This window comes from Sphingobium sp. TomMM7A, assembly GCF_055397305.1.
In genome coordinates this window covers 31364-47446 of the sequence record NZ_AP027313.1, presented here as the reverse complement: position 1 = coordinate 47446, position 16083 = coordinate 31364, and the positions used below count along the sequence as shown (strand labels likewise).

Genomic DNA, 16083 nt, shown 5'->3' with positions numbered 1-16083 from the left:
ATGGTTCGCCGTTTCTTCTCGTTACTGGCCGGAGGCCTGATGATCCTTCCCGCGCAGGCCGCCGAACCCCAGCTCAAGGCCAGTATTCTGGTCGAGAATGCACCCAACGCCAGCAAGCAGTTCGTTGCCTATGTGACGACGCAGCAGCCTTTCGAAGGGCGCTATGAACTGACGGGCGAGAAGAAGGGCGTGGCGGGCAATGCGCGCGTCAAACAGGCCGGCGCGGTGAAGGCGGTGCCACATCAGGCCGTGCGACTTTCCCATCTGGCCTTCGGCGCGATCGCAGCAGACGATCATTATCTGGTCCAGCTCAAGATCTTTCGTGGCAATGAGCTGGTAAGCGAAGATCAGATCATCAAATAGTCCCAAATAGGGACAGCTTTACAAGGCCGCTATGCGCTAACGATATCTTCATCGCGTATTTTTACACCGGTTCTCCGCAGACAATTGTTCGGAGGACTAAATGCATCAGAAATATAGTCTGACTTTTCTTGGTAAAAAAAGTCTTACGAGCTGGATTGTCCTGACAGCGACGGCCGCTTCCATGCCCGCTTTTGCTGCTCAGTCCGATGTCATGATCGATCAGGTGGGGCAGGGTCCAGCTTGGGCCACGCCCGCCATGGGACAGATTGTGTCGGCTTCAGCCGGTAATGCGTTCATGGCACAGACGCAGCCTCTCACGCCCCTGGCCGCAGCGCCATTCCAGGCCAATGCCGGCGGATTTTCCTTTGCGCAGGCGGTGAGCGCGGAACAGCTTTCCCAAAACCTCTCCTCCGGCGGCGCGCCGGTAGAACTGGCCTTCCTCGGCTTTGGCCTTGATCTGGGCGGCTATGTGCGGAGCGGCGCAGGTTCGGCCGTGACCGAAGATGCTGCCGGTAATGTCTGGCAGCAGGACTGGCGCGGGGATGACAATCTTCAGTTCGCCTCGCAGGAAGGCACGGGCAACCGCGCCATTCAGCAGCAATATGGGGCTCATAACGTCTCCGTCCTGTTCCAGCGTGGCAATGGCAATGTCGGGGAGATCCTCCAGCTTTCTGACAACGGGATCGCGGCGCTGCTGCAAATTGGCGATCGTAACGTCGCATCGATTGCGCAAGGATCGGCGGGCAGCTTTGCGAGCATCTCCCAAAGCGGCGTGGCCAATATCGTGGCTGTCCGTCAGTAAGCCTGCCTAATGGTCCTGTTAGAGGCACAGGCGTCGTACTCGCTTAAAGGCGACGCCTACATCCTGTTACAAACGTGAAATCTTTTTGCTCTCGCCTCAAGTCATGGGTATCCTGACGACAGCTTATTTCTTTGAAACCTTTCTAAATTCTACGCCCATTCCGCTAACATCAGCCTTGCTAACCATATCCTCACCCAATAGAAGCGCGTGAATAATAGGGTCGCGCAGATATGGGGTGGGAATGCTGCGTACCGATTTCGAGCCGATCAACGCACTTGCTATGGGGTGGCTTTCCGCTGATTTCAGAGGGCGGCTGATCATCGATGCGCACTGGCGTATCCAGTGGCGGAACGATGCCGCACAGCGTGCCCTATGCGCTAGTGAAATTCTGCACGAACAGAATGATCAGCTGGTTCCGAACGCTGCGATTGTCGGCCAACTGCTCAACTTCCTGTCCGATCTGAAAAAGCAGTCGCGGAACGCGATCCTGACCCTCAAGGACGGCCAGGGCCACTTTGCGATGCTCGGCCATTACGACCCAGCAACTGGCATGTTCTGCCTGGAGGTGAGTTCATCCCGCGCCCAGGAAGGGCCGATCTTTGCCGATTTCTCCAGCATCTACGGTTTGACCGAGAGCGAGGGACACGCTGCGCGCGCACTTTTCGACGGCAAGACCGTAACGGAAATCGCGAAGGACAGAAATGTGTCGGTCGATACGGTGCGGACTCAGGTGCGCAAGCTGTACGGCAAGATCGGCGCGCAATCGCGTGAGAAATTATTCAAGATGCTGATGCCCTTCCGGATCGGCTAGAAGGCTGCTGGACGCTACGCGGGAGAGGAAATGATTCCGGAAGATATCTTATAGATATCTAGTAGCTATCATTCATTTCATCTGATCGAATCTATGAATCAATGGTGCGGTCATGAGTCAGATAAGCCATGAGACAAGGGGGGAGGGCATGCTTATCCTGCCGCGATGGAACGTCCCTTTCCTTCCAGTCTCATCCACCTGCGCGCTCTCGACCCTGCCCAAAATATCGCGCGAGACTATAGCATCTGGATGAGCATCGACCTGTTCGGCGACTATGTGGTCGAAACCTGTTGGGGGCGGATCGGCGCCAAGGGACAGCGGCAAAAGCGGAGCTTTCCAGACGCGTCCTCCGCGCGGCGTCATGTGCAAACCATCCTTAGAAAACGGCGCGGATCGAGAAAGCGGATCGGGGTCGAGTACCGGCTTGTAGCGGAGATAGGCTAAAAGCTCCTGATCCGGTGAACGCAATAGGGCCTGAAGAGGCCTGCCCCTTTGGTGGGAAAATGCCGATCTCACTGAAACAAAGATCGGCCAAAAGATCGGCCACATTTGGCTCCTGATATAAAATTTGCGCCGTGTAGTTTTAGTTTATTTGATCGGTAAGATCGGCCAATTGGCCACTGATCCAGAAGATGCCCGGGTCGCGTCGAATCCGCCCATTACCGCATCCCTATCATGAGATTCAGGATACTATCTGGATATCGGAAAGCTATCGATACACTGCATCCCTGAAATGGCGTGGCTCGAAAAGACAGATCGGGTCGATTATCGGCTCGCATCTGTCGTGCCCGGCTGAACGACTGCAGGTCCTCTAAAGGCGCAGGCGGCGGAGGTTGATGGCGCGCGCCCTAGCTTCCACGCTGATCTCAAAATGCTCGGTCTGCATGACATTCGTGATCTGGGGAGGAATGAAGGCCACCATGTTGGTGCCGCCTCGACGCCGCACGCTGTCAAAGATGATGCCTGCTTTTCCTTCGGATCGGACCTGTTCGCCAAAGAGCTGCGCGGCGGCATAGTTGTCGAGACGGTAAAGATCGGAATGATCGCCTTTTAGCCCCCTTATGTCGCGATAATCCTCACCGACCAGCCTGGGCGAATAAGCCCTGTAGGTTCGGCTCATACTCGGCACATTGCGAGCGATGGCTTCACGGCGAAGATGGTGCCCGACTTCAGCGGCGGCCGTTTCGATTTCCTTCGAAACCATGCACCCAGTTCCGGCCCGTTGAAGCGCATGCCGTCGGGCGCGGTATGTAGAAATGCCGCCATGATGACGCTGCTATTGGGTCGGTCATGCGGCATCCGATGTAGTCGATCAGCGACAAGCCTGTCGTTGGTCCAACCGGCAAGCTCCATGACAGCCTGCGCATCCGCTGCTGTCGCAACCGAACAGCCCGATCGGCGGAAAGCGCGAGGGGATGAGCCGATAGCTTGGGCTCGGCGCGGCGGCGAATATCTCCGTCACTGAAAGAGGATCTCATCATCCTCATAGGGTGCGAAATCGGCCTCTGCCGCAGTGGGGGGCATATAAAGGCCGCCGCGCGCCGCATCCAGGAAGCGGCGAACTGTCCCTGGGTCCCATTGGTGGCAAGCATGAATGGCGGCCTGCCGCCGAAGACGCGCGCCTCATGCGGCTGACGGAGCCAGGCAATGCCGTCACGCTCTTCGCTGAAAAGCACCGTGAGCGCCTGGTGAATGCCAAGCACAGCGGAGATGCGGGTCAGCACATCGACAACGAGCGTAATGGACCCATGCTCTCGCGCCTGCTTGCACCAGCTATGGAAGGTAGAGCGCGACGGATAGCCAAGCATCAGCCGCCGCTGTTCCTCATTCAATCCCCAGAGATCAGCGATCGCGAGAAAGGTGCGCAGGGCAGGGGCGCTGAGACGGCGCCGGTTCGACGGCTCGAAACGGGAAAGAACAGGTTGGGTTGCGCTTACGTCATGCGACAAGTGGGCATAATTTCCTCCAGATTTAGATATAGTCCAGATCCAGAGAAAAATTATGCAACTTTGAATGGTTCCTTATAGTGCCAAGAGGGCGCGGATTTTGGCTTGGGTCTCAGCCAGCGTGGCCTTAGACACCTTGCCTTTTCTGCTTGCTCGACGAGCACGCCAGTCCAGACTCTTCACCTGATCGGCGAGAACCACACTAGGAGGGTCACGGCTCTCTATAACCTCAAAGGGATATCCCTTGATCCGCGTTGTCATCGGACAGCAGATCATCATTCCTCGTAAACCGTTGTATTTAGCTGGCGACAATACAAGAGCCGGGCGATGACCCGCCTGTTCATGGCCAGCCTGCGGATCGAATTCCAGCCAAACGATATCGCCGATATCCGGCACATAAGCGGCCATTACCAGAATTCATTTCCGACAGGTGAACCGAACTCGACAGGTTCTGGAAAGGTGTCTGGCGTCATCCGAGCTAGAAGGGCGTCCAAGTCATAAGCTGGCGATAAGACAGGCTCGATTATAATTCGCCCCTCTTCCTCTCGTACATCGACCTCCTGATCAATGTGGAGCGCCGTCGCAGCCATGATCGATGCCGGAATACGGACGGAAGCGCTGTTGCCCCACTTCTTGACCTGAACTCGCATTATAACCTCCATGTATCGACATTTACGATACATTTCAGTACCAGGCGTGTCAACATTTGTGTCTACATGCTCACAAGTGCTGCTCGTGCGAATTCCACACGAACGGACCAGCAGAAGCAGAATAGGGCGCTCACCGCTGGATCATTGGCTTGATCGTTTAAGCGGGCGAATGATCTTGACCTTGGCGCCGATCGTCTCGGCAATTGAGGCCCACTGCCGATCTGCCGTCCACGCTGGCAAACCGTCACGAAGAGCCAAGGCCAGACAGAAGCGATCGCCGAGCGACAAACCTGCTTCGGACGTGACGGTGCGTAGATGCCCCGCGATCCGTGCGAGTTCTGCATCCGCATCCATCAGAGTGACAGGCAAGGGCCGCAACATCGCGTCCACCTCCTCGGGCGGCATACCATTGTGCACAAAGTGGCTTATCACCTCGGCAAGATTCACGGTGCACATGCCCGAGCCGATGAGTGCGCCCGCCACCTTGTCGCCGCCTGGTTCATCACGCAGCATGGCAAGCAAGGCCGAAGCGTCCAGAACGATCGACGTCATTCGCCGCTTTCCGCGCGACGGTTAGCGAGAAAGCTATCGACCGACGCCTCGGGCTTGTCGGCCGCATATTTGCGCGCCAGTGCACGGGCGTGAGCAACGGATTGGGCGATTGTGCGCAGAATGACGCCATCGGGCGTTTCCTCCACGATCAACGCCCCACCGCCTGCAAGGCCCAAACGTTTCCTGACATCCGCCGGAAGGCTCATGCGGCCATTTGCGGTGATGTTCACCTGAAAGGTCATACTATCCATCTAGATCCGTTCATTACCTAAGCTGCCATGTTTTCTGTTTATGGCCCCTTTTCTTTTTTATGTCACACTTTTGAATAGATGGCAGAGTTGTCGGGTTTGCGCGCAGCATACGCATCATCCTTTGATAATGTCCTTTATCAAAGGATGATAGGCAGTTAGGCTCTGCGACCATGAAAGCGCACGCCATACTGCTCCGATGACCGGGCTAATCTCTCTTTCCTCCGCGCCGCCGCTTATCGCCAAGGCTTCACAAGCCACCCGCCTTCGCTTCCTCGAATTTTTCGCGGCGAACATCCGCAATCCGAATACGCGGCGCGCCTATGCGCGGGCTGCAGGCGACTTCCTCAACTGGTGCTTCGGCCATGGCGTACGCAACTTGGCTGAGATTGCGCCGCTCCATGTCGCAGGCTGGGTGGAGGAATTAGGCCAGTCGCTATCTGCGCCCACGGTTAAACTGCGCCTCGCGGCGGTGCGCAATCTGTTCGACTGGCTGGTTGTCGGCCAAGTCATCCCCTATAACCCTGCTTCTAGCGTGCGTGGCCCCGCGCACAGCGCGCGTACGGGGCGGACGCCCGTCTTGGAGGCCGAGGAGGCGCGCGCCTTGCTCGACGCGATCGATATCTCGACAGAGGCGGGCTTGCGCGATCGGGCGCTGATCGGCCTCATGATCTACAGCTTCGCGCGCGTTGGCGCGGCGCTCGCCATGAGGCGGGAGGATGTGTTCGTTCAGGGCCGTCGCCTGTGGCTGCGCCTGCATGAAAAGGGCGGCAAGCGGCATGAGATGCCCTGCCATCACCAGCTGGAGGAATATCTCCTCGCCTATATCGAGGCTTGCGGTCTGGCCGAACCCAAGGCTCCCCTGTTCCGCACCATCAGCCGCGAGACGAAACGGCTGAGCGAAACCCCGCTATCCCAGCCCGACGCCCACGCCATGGTCCGCCGCCGCGCCAAGGCAGCGGGCATTGAAACCCGCATCGGCAACCACAGCTTCCGCGCGACCGGGATCACCACTTATTTGAAGAATGGCGGCACGCTGGAGAACGCTGCCGCGATGGCCAATCACAGTTCGACCCGGACCACCCAGATCTACGATCGCCGACGCGACGAGATCAGCTTGGCCGAGGTCGAGCGCGTGCGGATCTGATAAATCGTTGGCCCGCAGCTACACGGCGGCCGTGTTTGCGCGCAACCAGTGCACAAGATGGTCGAATTCAAATGACCGGGCTTCATAGAGGCCACTGATGAAGGCGTAGATGGCCTCGGCATCCGCCGTGATGCGCAAATTGTTAATGGCAAGGAACGTGTAGATTACAGCGAAAGCAGCGCGCTTGTTGCCGTCGATGAACGGATGATTTTGCGCCAGGCTTTCCCAGAGGGCAGAGGCTTCCTCGACCAGGTCCGCATAATAGCCAGTCTGCGGTCGGAACAAGGCTGCTTCGAGCAATCCACGATCCCGTACACCATGGCTTCCGCCATATCGGTCTATCTGATCTTCATGAATGGCAAGAACTTCGATGACGGTCAGATAGTCCGTCATTCAGCAAGCTTCTTATAAAGCGTAGCGAAAGGTCCATGACTCGCTTGATAGGCGGCCATGACAGGCCCTCGGGGGTTTCCCTGCTTCCGCTTCTCGATCAAGTCCGCGAAGGCTTCATCAACCAAGGCTTGGAGCTGACGTCCCTCGCTTTGAGCCAGACTACGCACAACAGCCAAGATCTCGGAATTTACCTGTGTGGCGAATTTCTCGCGGGCTTGTGACGCCATGGCACATCTCCGTTTCCCTAAATGCTTATCATGACACATCATGAAATGTCAAGATAATGGAAGATGCTGCGCCCGTCGCTCACACAGCGGCGCCGCGCGCATCCGCGGCCTACCTCAAAAGCGGCCCTATGCCATCATCTGTCTCCTACCTTGATCGTGCACCGCACGGCCTTTTCCGATTTTGCGGCGGCTTCGCGGCATTTCTCGATCGTCGTGCGATTTTCGCGCGCGAGATTGGCGGCGGCAACGATCATGTCCCAACTCGGCAGCGAGGCACTGGCCATGAGATGCTGGCCCGCATCCCAGATCGTAGGTTTGGCCAGCACCCGCGCGGCCATCCGCTCGGGCCATTGCCAGCCTGTCGGCATCATCCGCGCAATCGGCCCGGCTAGCAGAGCATAGAACAGCAGGCCCAGAAGCACGCCGCCACCGCCGACCATATATAGCCATTGCTTCTGCTCGTCGGCACGGCGCGCTGACGCCATCAACACGCGCAGATCGCCGATCGCTCCATCCAGCGCAGATTTCGAGGCTTGCACTTCCGCTCGGGCTGCGCTTACCGCCTGTACAACTGAGGCGTTTAGCCGACTTCCCATGGTTTTCGGCGTTATCGCCATGGCAGGACTTCTGCGCATGGCGTCAGTCTGCTGTACTAACAGGCCCAGGACTTTCTCGGTCCGGGCCAGCGTTGGCTCATAGTCGGGAATGTCGATGGCTTCGCGTGCGGCCGTCAGCCCCTCCACGGCACGGCGGAGCAGCGCTATTTCGCCGCGCAGTTGCTCGAACGCCGCAACCGGATCGTCCTGCTCGACCTCGCGATACTGATCGGCCATCTATCCTCCTGCTATCGCTCCAGTCCGCGGTTTCGGCCGAGCCCCAGTCCCAGCTCGCGACTCAGATTGCGGTCCTGCCTCATGCCTGTCTCCAGCCCCAGCTCGCGGGCGCGCGCCCGTAGCACTGCTTCCATCTGCGGATCGCGTTCCAGGCTCTTTGCCATATTTTCCATGATCTTAGAGGATTTTTCGCCTTCTGCCATATTGCCAGCGCGGGAGTGCCGATCACGCTCGGCCCAGAGGCCCTGCCAGCGTTCCACGAACCTGTCGGCGCGCAGCTGCGGATCGGCCCGCACCCGTGCTTCCTTCGCCATGGCGGCGAGCAGAGGGCCGCTACGTCCGGATGCAGCCTCTCGGATCAAGGCAGGATTGCGCTCGATCGCTGCGCCCATGTCGCGCAAGGCGTCGGGCTGGATCCGGTCAAGCGCGCCGCGCGCTTGTTCCAGCCCGACTTTCTGATGTTCAAGGATGGGCGCACCCTTCTCCTGCGCCCGGAATATGGCCTCTGTGGCCCGGGCCACACGCTCCGCCGCTCGCGTCAGCGTCCGCTCCGCTGCAGCCGGCTCCGGAATCGCTGTGGAACCGCGCGACAGGCGCAGGCCATCGAACATACCGCGTCGAGGTGTGGCCTTGGGTTCATCCGGCACGCGGATCTCGCCTGACAACCCGCGCAGACCGGCAAAGACGCGGCGCGCTTCGTCGGGATCGCGGGCATAATCCGATGCCATATCCTTCGCCCGCTCACGGCCCAGCGCGCGCACAAGCTGACGCTCCCCGGCGAAATCGTCGCGGCCATAATGGAGCTGCACCCCGTCGCGATGGCGCGACAGCGCCACATAGGCCGAGTGGCGGTCCATGCCCGGGGTCGCCAGCACATGGGTTCTGTCGACCGTCACCCCCTGCGACTTGTGGATGGTGGCGGCATAGCCATGGTCGACATGGGCATAATCTTTGAGGTCGAACGCCACGCTGCGACCATCGTCGAGCCGCACCGCCATGCGCTCCGGCGATACGCTTTCCAGCGTTCCCAGCGTGCCGTTCTTCACGCCAAGGCTGCGCTCATTCTTCAGGAACATGATGCGGTCGCCGCTGGCGAAATTGCGCGTGCCCCGCTCGGCCGCGACGCTTACATCTGCGCCCAGTTCACCGGCATCGCGCAGCCGTTCGCGCGCAACGAGATTGAGGTCGCGCACCTCGTCATTGGTGTGGGTCAGGATGATCCGACTCTGGTCGGGATCGGCGCGTCGTTGCGCATCCCAGCGGTCAATCAGCTCGGCGCGCGCAGCCAAGCGCGTCTCGGCGGCATGGACCATGCCCTTTTGCTCATAGGCATGGATCGCCTCGCTCGTGCGGCCCGTCGCCAGCGCCTTGGTCGCGTCCCGCTGCCACTCGTCGCGCTGTCGGCGGATCTCGCCAATCTCGGCCCAGCCATGGCTCTGGGCCAGGCTGCGAAAGGCAGCGCCAGCCTCGATCGCCTGCAACTGCTGCGGGTCGCCGACCAGCACCACCTTCGCCCCAGCATCAGCGGCGTGGGACAATAGCCGTTCCATCTGGCGCGTGCCGATCATCCCCGCCTCATCGATCACCAGAACGTCGCGCGCTGAAAGATGATCGCGCCCCTTTTCCCACTGATATTCAAGGGCAGCGATCGTCCGCGAGGCGATGCCCGAACCGGCCTCCAGATTTTCCGCCGCGATGCCCGACAACGCCACGCCATGCACCTGGTAGCCGGCATGCTCCCAAGCCTCACGCGCCACCCCCAGCATCGCCGACTTGCCCGTGCCGGCATAGCCGACGACGGAGGCAAACCCCACCCTGCCGGTGATATGTTCCAGTGCCCCGCGCTGCTCGGTGGAGAGGACAAGCCCCTTCGCTTCAGCCGTCGCCAGCGCTTGGGTACGATGCCGATCATCAAGACCGTGGCGCGCTTGGCCGGTGAGCCGACCGGCAGCCGTTTCCAACCGCTGCTCCGCCGCGATCATGTCGCTGGATGTAAAGCGATCATGGCCCTTTCCGTCCGTTCCCAATGCAATGATTTCAGGACTGGACCGCACCGCCTTCAGCGCCTCGTCAAACTGCGCCTTGCCGTCGCTATGTCGGTGTACGGACATGGCCAGATCACGCGTTGTAAAGGTCGCTTGCTGCCGCGTGATCGCGTCCAATGCGATCGAGGGATTGGCGATGATCTTCTCGCCATTTTCTCGCGCGATCCGGACATGATCTTCGGCGCGCTCGGCATTCTCGCCCCGATCAAGTCGCCGTGCTCCTGCCGGTCCGATCTTGTGTTGCGGTTCAAGCTCGATCCCCTGCGCCGCCAGCGTGCGATGATCGATCCGCGCGTCAATATCCAACTCGGCAAGGCGCTCGTTCACATGGCTTTCCCAAGCCTCGCGCCATTGCTTAAGAAGCTCGGTGCCGTTCCACTCGCGCACCTTCTTGCCGAACCCGTCAGGCCCTACTTCGCGCATCGACAACATGACGTGCGCATGGGGCTTGGACTGCCCGTCCTTGCCCCTGTCCCAATGCACGTTGAGGTCAGCAACCATGCCGCGCTCCACGAACTGCATTTCGACGAAATCGCGCGCGAGCTGGATGCCCTGCGCCTGGTTCATCTCGCGCGGAATGGCGAACTCCACTTCGCGCGCCAACTGCGCGTCCTTGCGCTTCTCCCCTGCCTCCACCGCGTTCCACAAGGCTGCGCGATTGCTAAGCCGATCCGGCGCACTTTTGGGCAGCAGCACTTCGGAATGAACGACACCTGCCTTGTTCGAGAAATCATGGGCGCGCCCGATCCGCTCATCGTGCAGCTCGGATGCTGAACGATAGGCGGCCGATGCTACTGCGCTGGACCCATTGGCGCGGCTGATGACCTTGGCCGAGAAGTGGTAGATCGCCATTAACCAATGATTCTCGCATCTTAGCAGCACGTCGGCAACGACGTATAAGCGCGCACTCACACTCTCTGCCGTTCCTGTGACTGACTTCATCGCATTTTTGGGCTCGACCGATTCACTCCTTACGCGGCGCTGATAGTCTCATGCTTTCAATTGGTTAGGAGAACGCCCATGCGCAAGGTGCGCGATTATGATGCGGAGCTGAAGGCGCTGAACGATAAGGCGCGAGCCCTAAAGGCGAAGAAAGTGGAGCAGTACGGCCAGCTTGTTACTGTAACCGGTGCCGATGCGCTCGATCTCGATATGCTCGCCGGCGCCCTGATCGCGGCGGTAGAAACGTCCGACGCAGAAGCCAGGGAGGCGTGGCGCACGAAAGGCGCAGCATTCTTTCAGCAGCGCAGGCAAAAAGCTCGCGCATGATCTCGCAGCCAGCGACAAGGCAATGGCTCGAACGCAGCATGCCCTCCGCCGTGCCGAGGCTGGTCAGCGCCGCACTGACGGGCGGGAGTGGGTGATGCAGCGTAGGGAACGCACCCGTCACTTGATAGAGCTAGGTGGCCTTGTGCAGAAAGCCGGCCTCGTTGATCTAGCCAACGATGATCGTGCGACCCTCTATGGCGCGATGCTGGAGTTGGCTGCCAAAGCGCGGGAGGAGAGTGATGTTCTTGCGCTCTGGAAGCGGCGCGGCCGTCGCGCGTTCGACGCGAAAGCGGAAGACAAGAGAGAGACATGATCTGTCCGTGGAACATGCCCCAACTATCGCGGAGTTCACCTCATGCTCGGATAGAGAGGTCTTCCCGCATCGCATCGATCATGAAGCGCCAGACATTGGCCGCATCGCTTTGATAGCCTGCCTCGGATTCTTCCGGACCTACATATCTTATAAGCGTGGCGCCTGCTTCCGTCATGCGCGCGCTTGGTTCATGCAAAGCTTCCAGCACCAAGCGAACGTGAGGCAGATAACTTTGCCACAAGGGCTTGCCGTCACGTTCTCCCTCCTCAGGATGTCCATCGAGTTTACACAGGGTGCGCGCGGCGCGTTCGATCGGCGTCATGAAACGAAAATCGCAAAGGTGAACGGCTCGGTCAAGGCGGCTAGCTCGCGAGCGCTCTTGAAACGATGGATGAGATAGCATCGATGCCTTGCTGATCGGCTTCGCATTGCACCACCGCGGGCCGAGCAAAAAGCGCGCTCATCGGCTCTGCAATCTCGATGCTTGCCCCATTCGTTATCAGCCAACATTCACCGGAGTGCCAAGCCTGACCATCGATCATTCCGGACCCGGCCAACGGGATGAACCACAGCATTTCACCGTCAATCTTACAGAGAGATCGGGGCGCGCCCTGAACGATGTCCAGGGAGAAAGGCGCTCCGGAAGCAACCAGCTGTTCTTCAGCTGTCAAGGGGATGACGCGATCGGGCATGGCATAAGGCTCCGCCACGCTGACTGCCACACCTTGATCGAGATGTAGTTCACGTGGCCGCCCATAGTCATAAAGGCGATAGGTAACGTCATTATTCTGCTGGATTTCCACCAGCATCACGCCCCCGCCGATCGCATGCACCGTTCCTGCAGGGATATAGTAGAAGCTGCCGGGCCGGGCAGGTTTCCATTCCATCAGCATTTCGATGCTGCCGTCGAGAGCCGCGGTGCGCAATTCCTCGCCCGTCAAATCCTGGATGGTGCCAATGCCTAGCCGAGCATCGGGAGCGGCATCCAGCACGTACCAGCATTCGGACTTGCCGCCGGCCAGCCCATATTGCTGGGCCTGCTCATCATTGGGGTGGACCTGAACGGAAAGGTTTTCGCTGGTGAAGATATATTTTACCAGAAGTGGCAACACGGCTTCATGTTCAGGAGAAAACCAGACTTCACCAATGCGACCGCCATCATTCAATGCAATATGCGGCGGGATATCAGTCCGGCCCCACGGTTTCTCGATAGCATGGGCGACAAGGCGATGTGTCGGCATACGGCCTCTCTAAATTTGTTTTTCCGCTGAGAGCCTAAGCCTTGGCTGTTTTTCAAGGCCTAATGGGTTGCATAACTATTCGCAAAGGATGGAAAAGTCCAACTTCTCCCCTTTTGAAAGCACTTGGCAAGCCAATCCATTCCGCGCATGGCGCTGCCGCGGGATCGGTTCACTTTGTGTCGGGCCAGTCTCTCAGCATTATCTTCGGCTAAGCGAGTTTATGACTAACAGCATCCCAAAGATCATCCCGGTTATTCTCTCGGGCGGGTCCGGCACACGGCTTTGGCCTGTTTCCACGCCCGAACGCCCCAAGCAATTGCTGCCGCTAACCGCAGACGATACCATGCTGCAACTGACAGCAGGCCGGATGAGCGGCTTTGGCGCCGCTTCGGTCGGGCGCATGATTCTGGTTTCCAACGCGGCGCATGCCGACATTATTGACGAACAACTGCGCCAGAGCGGGATCGATGACTATCAGGTCATTCTGGAGCCGATCGGTCGCAACACCGCGCCCGCGATTGCCCTCGCTGCGCTAGAGGCCCAGCTGGAAGACGCCCTGCTGGTGATGCCTAGCGATCATGTCATTGCTGACCCGCCCGCCTTCCACAAAGCCATCGCACAGGCGCTCCCGCTGGTCGCGCAGGGATGGCTCGTTACCTTCGGCATCAAGCCCGATGGCCCGGAAACCGGCTATGGGTATATCCAGATGGGGCAGACTTGCGGCAAGGCGATCCACGAGGTCGTGCGCTTCGTGGAAAAGCCCGATCTTGCCAATGCACAGAGGATGCTGGCGGAGGGCCATCATGCCTGGAACGCGGGCATTTTCCTGTTCCGTGCTGATGCCTATCTAGCTGCGCTCGAACGGCATCGGCCCGACATGCTGGCGGCGGCGCGCACATCGATGGCACAAGCCCGGCGAGAGGGCGCGCATGTCTTTCCCGATGCCACGGCCTTTCACGCCTGCCCGTCGGACTCGATCGACTATGCGGTCTTGGAACGCGAAACCAAGGTCGCCTGCGTGCCCGTTAGCATGGGCTGGTCGGACGTTGGCAGCTGGGACTCCCTCCATGCGGTCAGCGCCCGTTGCGACAATGACAATGCCGTGCGCGGCGATGCACTGCTGCTGGGTGCGCGCAACTGTCTGGTGCATAGCGACGGTCCGCGCGTCACCCTGGTCGATGTCGACGACCTGATCGTGGTCGTCTCGCAAGGCGAGGTCATGATCCTGAAGCGCGGGGATTCTCAGAAAGTGCGCAAGATAACCGAGGCTTTGAAGGCCAAGACCGCTTTAATTCCCAGCTGACCACCTAGGAACAGAGGCACAAGAGGCTTATGACTCTATCCGTTCCCATCGCCGACTTGATGAGCCAGTCCGGTGTAGCTTTCGGTACCAGCGGCGCGCGCGGGCTAGTCAGTGCGATGACTGATCGGGTCTGCTTTGCCTATACCTGCGCTTTCCTCCAGCATCTTGCTGACATCAGCCAGTTCGAACCCGGACGGCATGTCGCAATCGCAGGGGATTTGCGACCCTCCAGTCCCCGTATCATGGAAGCCTGCGCGGCGGCGATCCACCACATGGGCGGGGAGGTCGATAATTGCGGCTTCGTACCCTCGCCGGCTGTGGCGGCCTATGGCTTCGCGCAGGGCATTCCATCGCTGATGGTGACCGGCAGCCATATCCCGGACGACCGCAACGGCATCAAGTTCAACCGCACCGATGGTGAGGTGCTCAAGCCTGACGAACTGGCAATTCGCGCGCAGAGCGTGGTCCTGCCCGATCTGTTCGACGATAAGGGAATGCTCAAGAAGCCGCAGCCCCCCACACCCATGATCGACGTCGCGGCGCCGTATATTGCGCGCTATGTCGACGCGTTCGGAAACCAAGCGCTGTTGGGCCTGAAGCTTGGCGTCTATGAACATTCCGCAGTCGGTCGTGGCATACTTCTGGCCATTGTCAACGCGCTGGGCGGGGAGGCCGTATCACTAGGTCGGGCCAAAAAATTCATTCCCGTCGATACCGAAGCCGTTCGCCCAGAAGACCAGGCGCTGGCACGGCAATGGGCTGCGGATCTGAGGCTGGACGCCATCTTGTCCACTGACGGGGATTCCGACCGCCCCCTGTTGGCCGACGAAATGGGCCGATGGATGCGCGGCGACGTGCTCGGTATATTATGTGCACGCGCGCTGGGCATCAAGGCAGTAGCGACGCCAGTCAGCTGCAACAGTGCCGTCGAAGTGTCCGGCCTGTTCGACGCCGTGCGCCGCACCCGGATCGGTTCGCCCTTCGTGATCGAGGCGATGAACGCGCTGGTGGAAGAAGGCCAAGCCTCAGTGTGCGGCTATGAAGCCAATGGCGGCTTTTTGCTGGCGACTCCGGTCGCGGTTGCGCGGCGCAACCTCGGCGCGCTGCCAACCCGCGACGCGGTTCTGCCGATCGTCGCCACCTTGGTCGACGCAAGGCAGCAGGGCGTCGCGCTTTCGGCGCTGCTAGACCAGCTGCCGACACGCTATACCTTCAGCGAACGGCTGCAAAATTACCCAACCGCGCAGAGCCAGGCGCTGATCGCTCATCTGGAGCAAGGAAGCGAAGCGGAAATCCTGGCGCGGCTAAGGGCGATGTTCGGCGCGCTTGCTGGCGAAGCCGACCGCATCGACCGCACCGATGGCCTACGCATACACTTCACAGGCGGCGACATCATCCACCTGCGCCCCAGCGGGAATGCGCCCGAGCTGCGCTGCTATACGGAAAGCAACAGTGCCGATCGTGCGGCGTGGCTGAATGAACAGGCGTTACAGCTGATCCGCAACAAGATTGACTGACCAGGACAATTCTTCATGGCCCAGTCAATCGTGTTGATTGCCGCTGGGAAGTGACCCGCCTGATGGTTATGTTTCGGACGTCATAGCTGGGCGCCTCTTGGCGGATATCCACGTCTACATCGAACAGTGCCCCGGCGGATCACCGCACAACTTGCCTTAGGGCATGCGGCTTGCTCTGAAAATGCAGGTTGCGGATGGTGCCTTGGCGGGCGCTGAGCGATTAATTGTCCTAAACGAAGACGAAATCGCCGACATACTGAGCGAGCAGATCGGCACGGAAGATTTCCGCAAAATAGCCCTGCTCATCCCCGATATGCCGGGGGATGAGCAGCTTGATGCCGGCAATATCAAAGGATTTGATCTCCATCTTCCTGCTTCCGAACAGTAAAAGTAGGCGACCATATGGCGTCGTCCGCAAAAGCC

Annotated in this window: 20 protein-coding genes and 2 pseudogenes; 10 read left to right on the top strand and 12 right to left on the bottom strand. The window is 59.6% G+C overall.

Annotated elements, in window-relative coordinates:
* From csgH to ACZ5ZH_RS17405, 4 genes are all read left to right on the top strand, one after another.
* The gene (gene csgH, locus ACZ5ZH_RS17420) at nucleotides 1-363 is read left to right on the top strand and encodes a curli-like amyloid fiber formation chaperone CsgH (protein WP_464773315.1); all 363 of its coding nucleotides are present in this window, start codon (nucleotides 1-3) and stop codon (nucleotides 361-363) included.
* A gap of 181 nt (nucleotides 364-544) precedes the next feature.
* Nucleotides 545-1165, top strand: a complete 621-nt coding sequence (locus ACZ5ZH_RS17415; RefSeq protein WP_464773314.1) for a hypothetical protein — start codon at nucleotides 545-547, stop codon at nucleotides 1163-1165.
* A gap of 241 nt (nucleotides 1166-1406) precedes the next feature.
* Nucleotides 1407-1976, top strand: coding sequence for a helix-turn-helix transcriptional regulator (locus ACZ5ZH_RS17410; protein ID WP_464773313.1), 570 nt, complete (start codon nucleotides 1407-1409; stop codon nucleotides 1974-1976).
* A 165-nt stretch (nucleotides 1977-2141) separates the two neighbouring features.
* Entirely contained in the window at nucleotides 2142-2420 is a 279-nt protein-coding gene (locus tag ACZ5ZH_RS17405; protein ID WP_464773312.1) for a WGR domain-containing protein, read from the top strand.
* Nucleotides 2421-2787: 367 nt separating this feature from the next.
* Here ACZ5ZH_RS17405 and ACZ5ZH_RS17400 read toward each other — a convergent pair.
* From ACZ5ZH_RS17400 to ACZ5ZH_RS17375, 6 genes and pseudogenes are all read right to left on the bottom strand, one after another.
* Nucleotides 2788-3438, bottom strand: a pseudogene (locus tag ACZ5ZH_RS17400) (RES family NAD+ phosphorylase).
* Nucleotides 3435-3925: pseudogene (locus tag ACZ5ZH_RS17395) on the bottom strand (MbcA/ParS/Xre antitoxin family protein). Before ACZ5ZH_RS17395 ends, ACZ5ZH_RS17400 begins: the two co-directional pseudogenes overlap by 4 nt.
* Nucleotides 3926-3997: 72 nt before the next feature.
* Entirely contained in the window at nucleotides 3998-4330 is a 333-nt protein-coding gene (gene mazF / locus ACZ5ZH_RS17390) for an endoribonuclease MazF (protein WP_464773311.1), read from the bottom strand.
* Entirely contained in the window at nucleotides 4330-4584 is a 255-nt protein-coding gene (locus tag ACZ5ZH_RS17385; RefSeq protein ID WP_464773358.1) for an AbrB/MazE/SpoVT family DNA-binding domain-containing protein, read from the bottom strand. Before ACZ5ZH_RS17385 ends, mazF begins: the two co-directional genes overlap by 1 nt.
* A 129-nt stretch (nucleotides 4585-4713) precedes the next feature.
* Nucleotides 4714-5124 (bottom strand): type II toxin-antitoxin system VapC family toxin, encoded by a 411-nt coding sequence (locus ACZ5ZH_RS17380; protein WP_464773310.1) that lies wholly within the window; start codon nucleotides 5122-5124, stop codon nucleotides 4714-4716.
* A complete protein-coding gene (locus tag ACZ5ZH_RS17375; RefSeq protein ID WP_464773309.1) occupies nucleotides 5121-5366 on the bottom strand; it encodes an AbrB/MazE/SpoVT family DNA-binding domain-containing protein in 246 nt (81 codons plus the stop codon). The genes ACZ5ZH_RS17380 and ACZ5ZH_RS17375 overlap by 4 nt, the downstream gene beginning before the upstream one ends.
* Before the next feature lie 205 nt (nucleotides 5367-5571).
* Between ACZ5ZH_RS17375 and ACZ5ZH_RS17370 the strand changes: the two genes are divergently transcribed.
* On the top strand, nucleotides 5572-6519 hold the full coding sequence (locus ACZ5ZH_RS17370; protein ID WP_464773308.1) for a tyrosine-type recombinase/integrase: 948 nt from the start codon (nucleotides 5572-5574) through the stop codon (nucleotides 6517-6519).
* Between the two features lie 18 nt (nucleotides 6520-6537).
* On the opposite strand, the gene ACZ5ZH_RS17365 is transcribed toward ACZ5ZH_RS17370, so the two are convergent.
* From ACZ5ZH_RS17365 to traA, 4 genes are all read right to left on the bottom strand, one after another.
* Nucleotides 6538-6912, bottom strand: coding sequence for a type II toxin-antitoxin system death-on-curing family toxin (locus tag ACZ5ZH_RS17365; RefSeq protein ID WP_464773307.1), 375 nt, complete (start codon nucleotides 6910-6912; stop codon nucleotides 6538-6540).
* A complete protein-coding gene (locus ACZ5ZH_RS17360) occupies nucleotides 6909-7139 on the bottom strand; it encodes a hypothetical protein (protein WP_464773306.1) in 231 nt (76 codons plus the stop codon). The genes ACZ5ZH_RS17365 and ACZ5ZH_RS17360 overlap by 4 nt, the downstream gene beginning before the upstream one ends.
* A gap of 134 nt (nucleotides 7140-7273) precedes the next feature.
* Nucleotides 7274-7972 (bottom strand): DUF6118 family protein, encoded by a 699-nt coding sequence (locus ACZ5ZH_RS17355; protein WP_464773305.1) that lies wholly within the window; start codon nucleotides 7970-7972, stop codon nucleotides 7274-7276.
* Between the two features lie 11 nt (nucleotides 7973-7983).
* The gene (traA, locus tag ACZ5ZH_RS17350) at nucleotides 7984-10869 is read right to left on the bottom strand and encodes a Ti-type conjugative transfer relaxase TraA (protein ID WP_464775258.1); all 2886 of its coding nucleotides are present in this window, start codon (nucleotides 10867-10869) and stop codon (nucleotides 7984-7986) included.
* A 168-nt stretch (nucleotides 10870-11037) separates the two neighbouring features.
* Between traA and ACZ5ZH_RS17345 the strand changes: the two genes are divergently transcribed.
* Together ACZ5ZH_RS17345 and ACZ5ZH_RS17340 are read left to right on the top strand one after the other, a co-directional pair.
* Nucleotides 11038-11286, top strand: coding sequence for a conjugal transfer protein TraD (locus tag ACZ5ZH_RS17345; protein WP_464773356.1), 249 nt, complete (start codon nucleotides 11038-11040; stop codon nucleotides 11284-11286).
* Nucleotides 11287-11380: 94 nt separating this feature from the next.
* Complete coding sequence (locus tag ACZ5ZH_RS17340; protein ID WP_464773361.1) at nucleotides 11381-11599, top strand: conjugal transfer protein TraD; 219 nt, start codon at nucleotides 11381-11383, stop codon at nucleotides 11597-11599.
* A gap of 40 nt (nucleotides 11600-11639) precedes the next feature.
* Here the strand turns inward: ACZ5ZH_RS17340 and ACZ5ZH_RS17335 are convergent, their stop codons facing one another.
* Both ACZ5ZH_RS17335 and ACZ5ZH_RS17330 read right to left on the bottom strand, forming a co-directional pair.
* A complete protein-coding gene (locus ACZ5ZH_RS17335) occupies nucleotides 11640-11921 on the bottom strand; it encodes a hypothetical protein (protein ID WP_464773355.1) in 282 nt (93 codons plus the stop codon).
* A gap of 40 nt (nucleotides 11922-11961) precedes the next feature.
* Entirely contained in the window at nucleotides 11962-12840 is an 879-nt protein-coding gene (locus ACZ5ZH_RS17330) for a class I mannose-6-phosphate isomerase (RefSeq protein ID WP_464773354.1), read from the bottom strand.
* A 220-nt stretch (nucleotides 12841-13060) separates the two neighbouring features.
* On the opposite strand from ACZ5ZH_RS17330, the gene ACZ5ZH_RS17325 reads away from it, so the two are divergent.
* The 3 genes from ACZ5ZH_RS17325 to ACZ5ZH_RS17315 all read left to right on the top strand — a co-directional run bounded on the left by ACZ5ZH_RS17325 (nucleotide 13061) and on the right by ACZ5ZH_RS17315 (nucleotide 16048).
* Nucleotides 13061-14143 carry a mannose-1-phosphate guanylyltransferase/mannose-6-phosphate isomerase gene (locus tag ACZ5ZH_RS17325; protein ID WP_464773353.1) on the top strand — a complete coding sequence of 361 codons (1083 nt, stop codon included), beginning with the start codon at nucleotides 13061-13063 and terminating at the stop codon, nucleotides 14141-14143.
* A 29-nt stretch (nucleotides 14144-14172) separates the two neighbouring features.
* On the top strand, nucleotides 14173-15660 hold the full coding sequence (locus ACZ5ZH_RS17320) for a phosphomannomutase (protein WP_464773352.1): 1488 nt from the start codon (nucleotides 14173-14175) through the stop codon (nucleotides 15658-15660).
* A 163-nt stretch (nucleotides 15661-15823) separates the two neighbouring features.
* Entirely contained in the window at nucleotides 15824-16048 is a 225-nt protein-coding gene (locus ACZ5ZH_RS17315; protein WP_464773351.1) for a hypothetical protein, read from the top strand.
* The last annotated feature ends 35 nt before the right edge of the window (nucleotides 16049-16083 follow it).

What these genes read in the sequence shown, in the direction of transcription:
- csgH (WP_464773315.1), top strand. Translation starts at nt 1, where the DNA reads ATGGTTCGCCGTTTCTTCTCGTTACTGGCCGGAGGCCTGATGATCCTT.
- ACZ5ZH_RS17415 (WP_464773314.1), top strand. Translation starts at nt 545, where the DNA reads ATGCCCGCTTTTGCTGCTCAGTCCGATGTCATGATCGATCAGGTGGGG.
- ACZ5ZH_RS17410 (WP_464773313.1), top strand. Translation starts at nt 1,407, where the DNA reads ATGCTGCGTACCGATTTCGAGCCGATCAACGCACTTGCTATGGGGTGG.
- ACZ5ZH_RS17405 (WP_464773312.1), top strand. Translation starts at nt 2,142, where the DNA reads ATGGAACGTCCCTTTCCTTCCAGTCTCATCCACCTGCGCGCTCTCGAC.
- mazF (WP_464773311.1), bottom strand. Translation starts at nt 4,330, where the DNA reads ATGGCCGCTTATGTGCCGGATATCGGCGATATCGTTTGGCTGGAATTC.
- ACZ5ZH_RS17385 (WP_464773358.1), bottom strand. Translation starts at nt 4,584, where the DNA reads ATGGAGGTTATAATGCGAGTTCAGGTCAAGAAGTGGGGCAACAGCGCT.
- ACZ5ZH_RS17380 (WP_464773310.1), bottom strand. Translation starts at nt 5,124, where the DNA reads ATGACGTCGATCGTTCTGGACGCTTCGGCCTTGCTTGCCATGCTGCGT.
- ACZ5ZH_RS17375 (WP_464773309.1), bottom strand. Translation starts at nt 5,366, where the DNA reads ATGACCTTTCAGGTGAACATCACCGCAAATGGCCGCATGAGCCTTCCG.
- ACZ5ZH_RS17370 (WP_464773308.1), top strand. Translation starts at nt 5,572, where the DNA reads ATGACCGGGCTAATCTCTCTTTCCTCCGCGCCGCCGCTTATCGCCAAG.
- ACZ5ZH_RS17365 (WP_464773307.1), bottom strand. Translation starts at nt 6,912, where the DNA reads ATGACGGACTATCTGACCGTCATCGAAGTTCTTGCCATTCATGAAGAT.
- ACZ5ZH_RS17360 (WP_464773306.1), bottom strand. Translation starts at nt 7,139, where the DNA reads ATGGCGTCACAAGCCCGCGAGAAATTCGCCACACAGGTAAATTCCGAG.
- ACZ5ZH_RS17355 (WP_464773305.1), bottom strand. Translation starts at nt 7,972, where the DNA reads ATGGCCGATCAGTATCGCGAGGTCGAGCAGGACGATCCGGTTGCGGCG.
- traA (WP_464775258.1), bottom strand. Translation starts at nt 10,869, where the DNA reads ATGGCGATCTACCACTTCTCGGCCAAGGTCATCAGCCGCGCCAATGGG.
- ACZ5ZH_RS17345 (WP_464773356.1), top strand. Translation starts at nt 11,038, where the DNA reads ATGCGCAAGGTGCGCGATTATGATGCGGAGCTGAAGGCGCTGAACGAT.
- ACZ5ZH_RS17340 (WP_464773361.1), top strand. Translation starts at nt 11,381, where the DNA reads ATGCAGCGTAGGGAACGCACCCGTCACTTGATAGAGCTAGGTGGCCTT.
- ACZ5ZH_RS17335 (WP_464773355.1), bottom strand. Translation starts at nt 11,921, where the DNA reads ATGACGCCGATCGAACGCGCCGCGCGCACCCTGTGTAAACTCGATGGA.
- ACZ5ZH_RS17330 (WP_464773354.1), bottom strand. Translation starts at nt 12,840, where the DNA reads ATGCCGACACATCGCCTTGTCGCCCATGCTATCGAGAAACCGTGGGGC.
- ACZ5ZH_RS17325 (WP_464773353.1), top strand. Translation starts at nt 13,061, where the DNA reads ATGACTAACAGCATCCCAAAGATCATCCCGGTTATTCTCTCGGGCGGG.
- ACZ5ZH_RS17320 (WP_464773352.1), top strand. Translation starts at nt 14,173, where the DNA reads ATGACTCTATCCGTTCCCATCGCCGACTTGATGAGCCAGTCCGGTGTA.
- ACZ5ZH_RS17315 (WP_464773351.1), top strand. Translation starts at nt 15,824, where the DNA reads ATGCGGCTTGCTCTGAAAATGCAGGTTGCGGATGGTGCCTTGGCGGGC.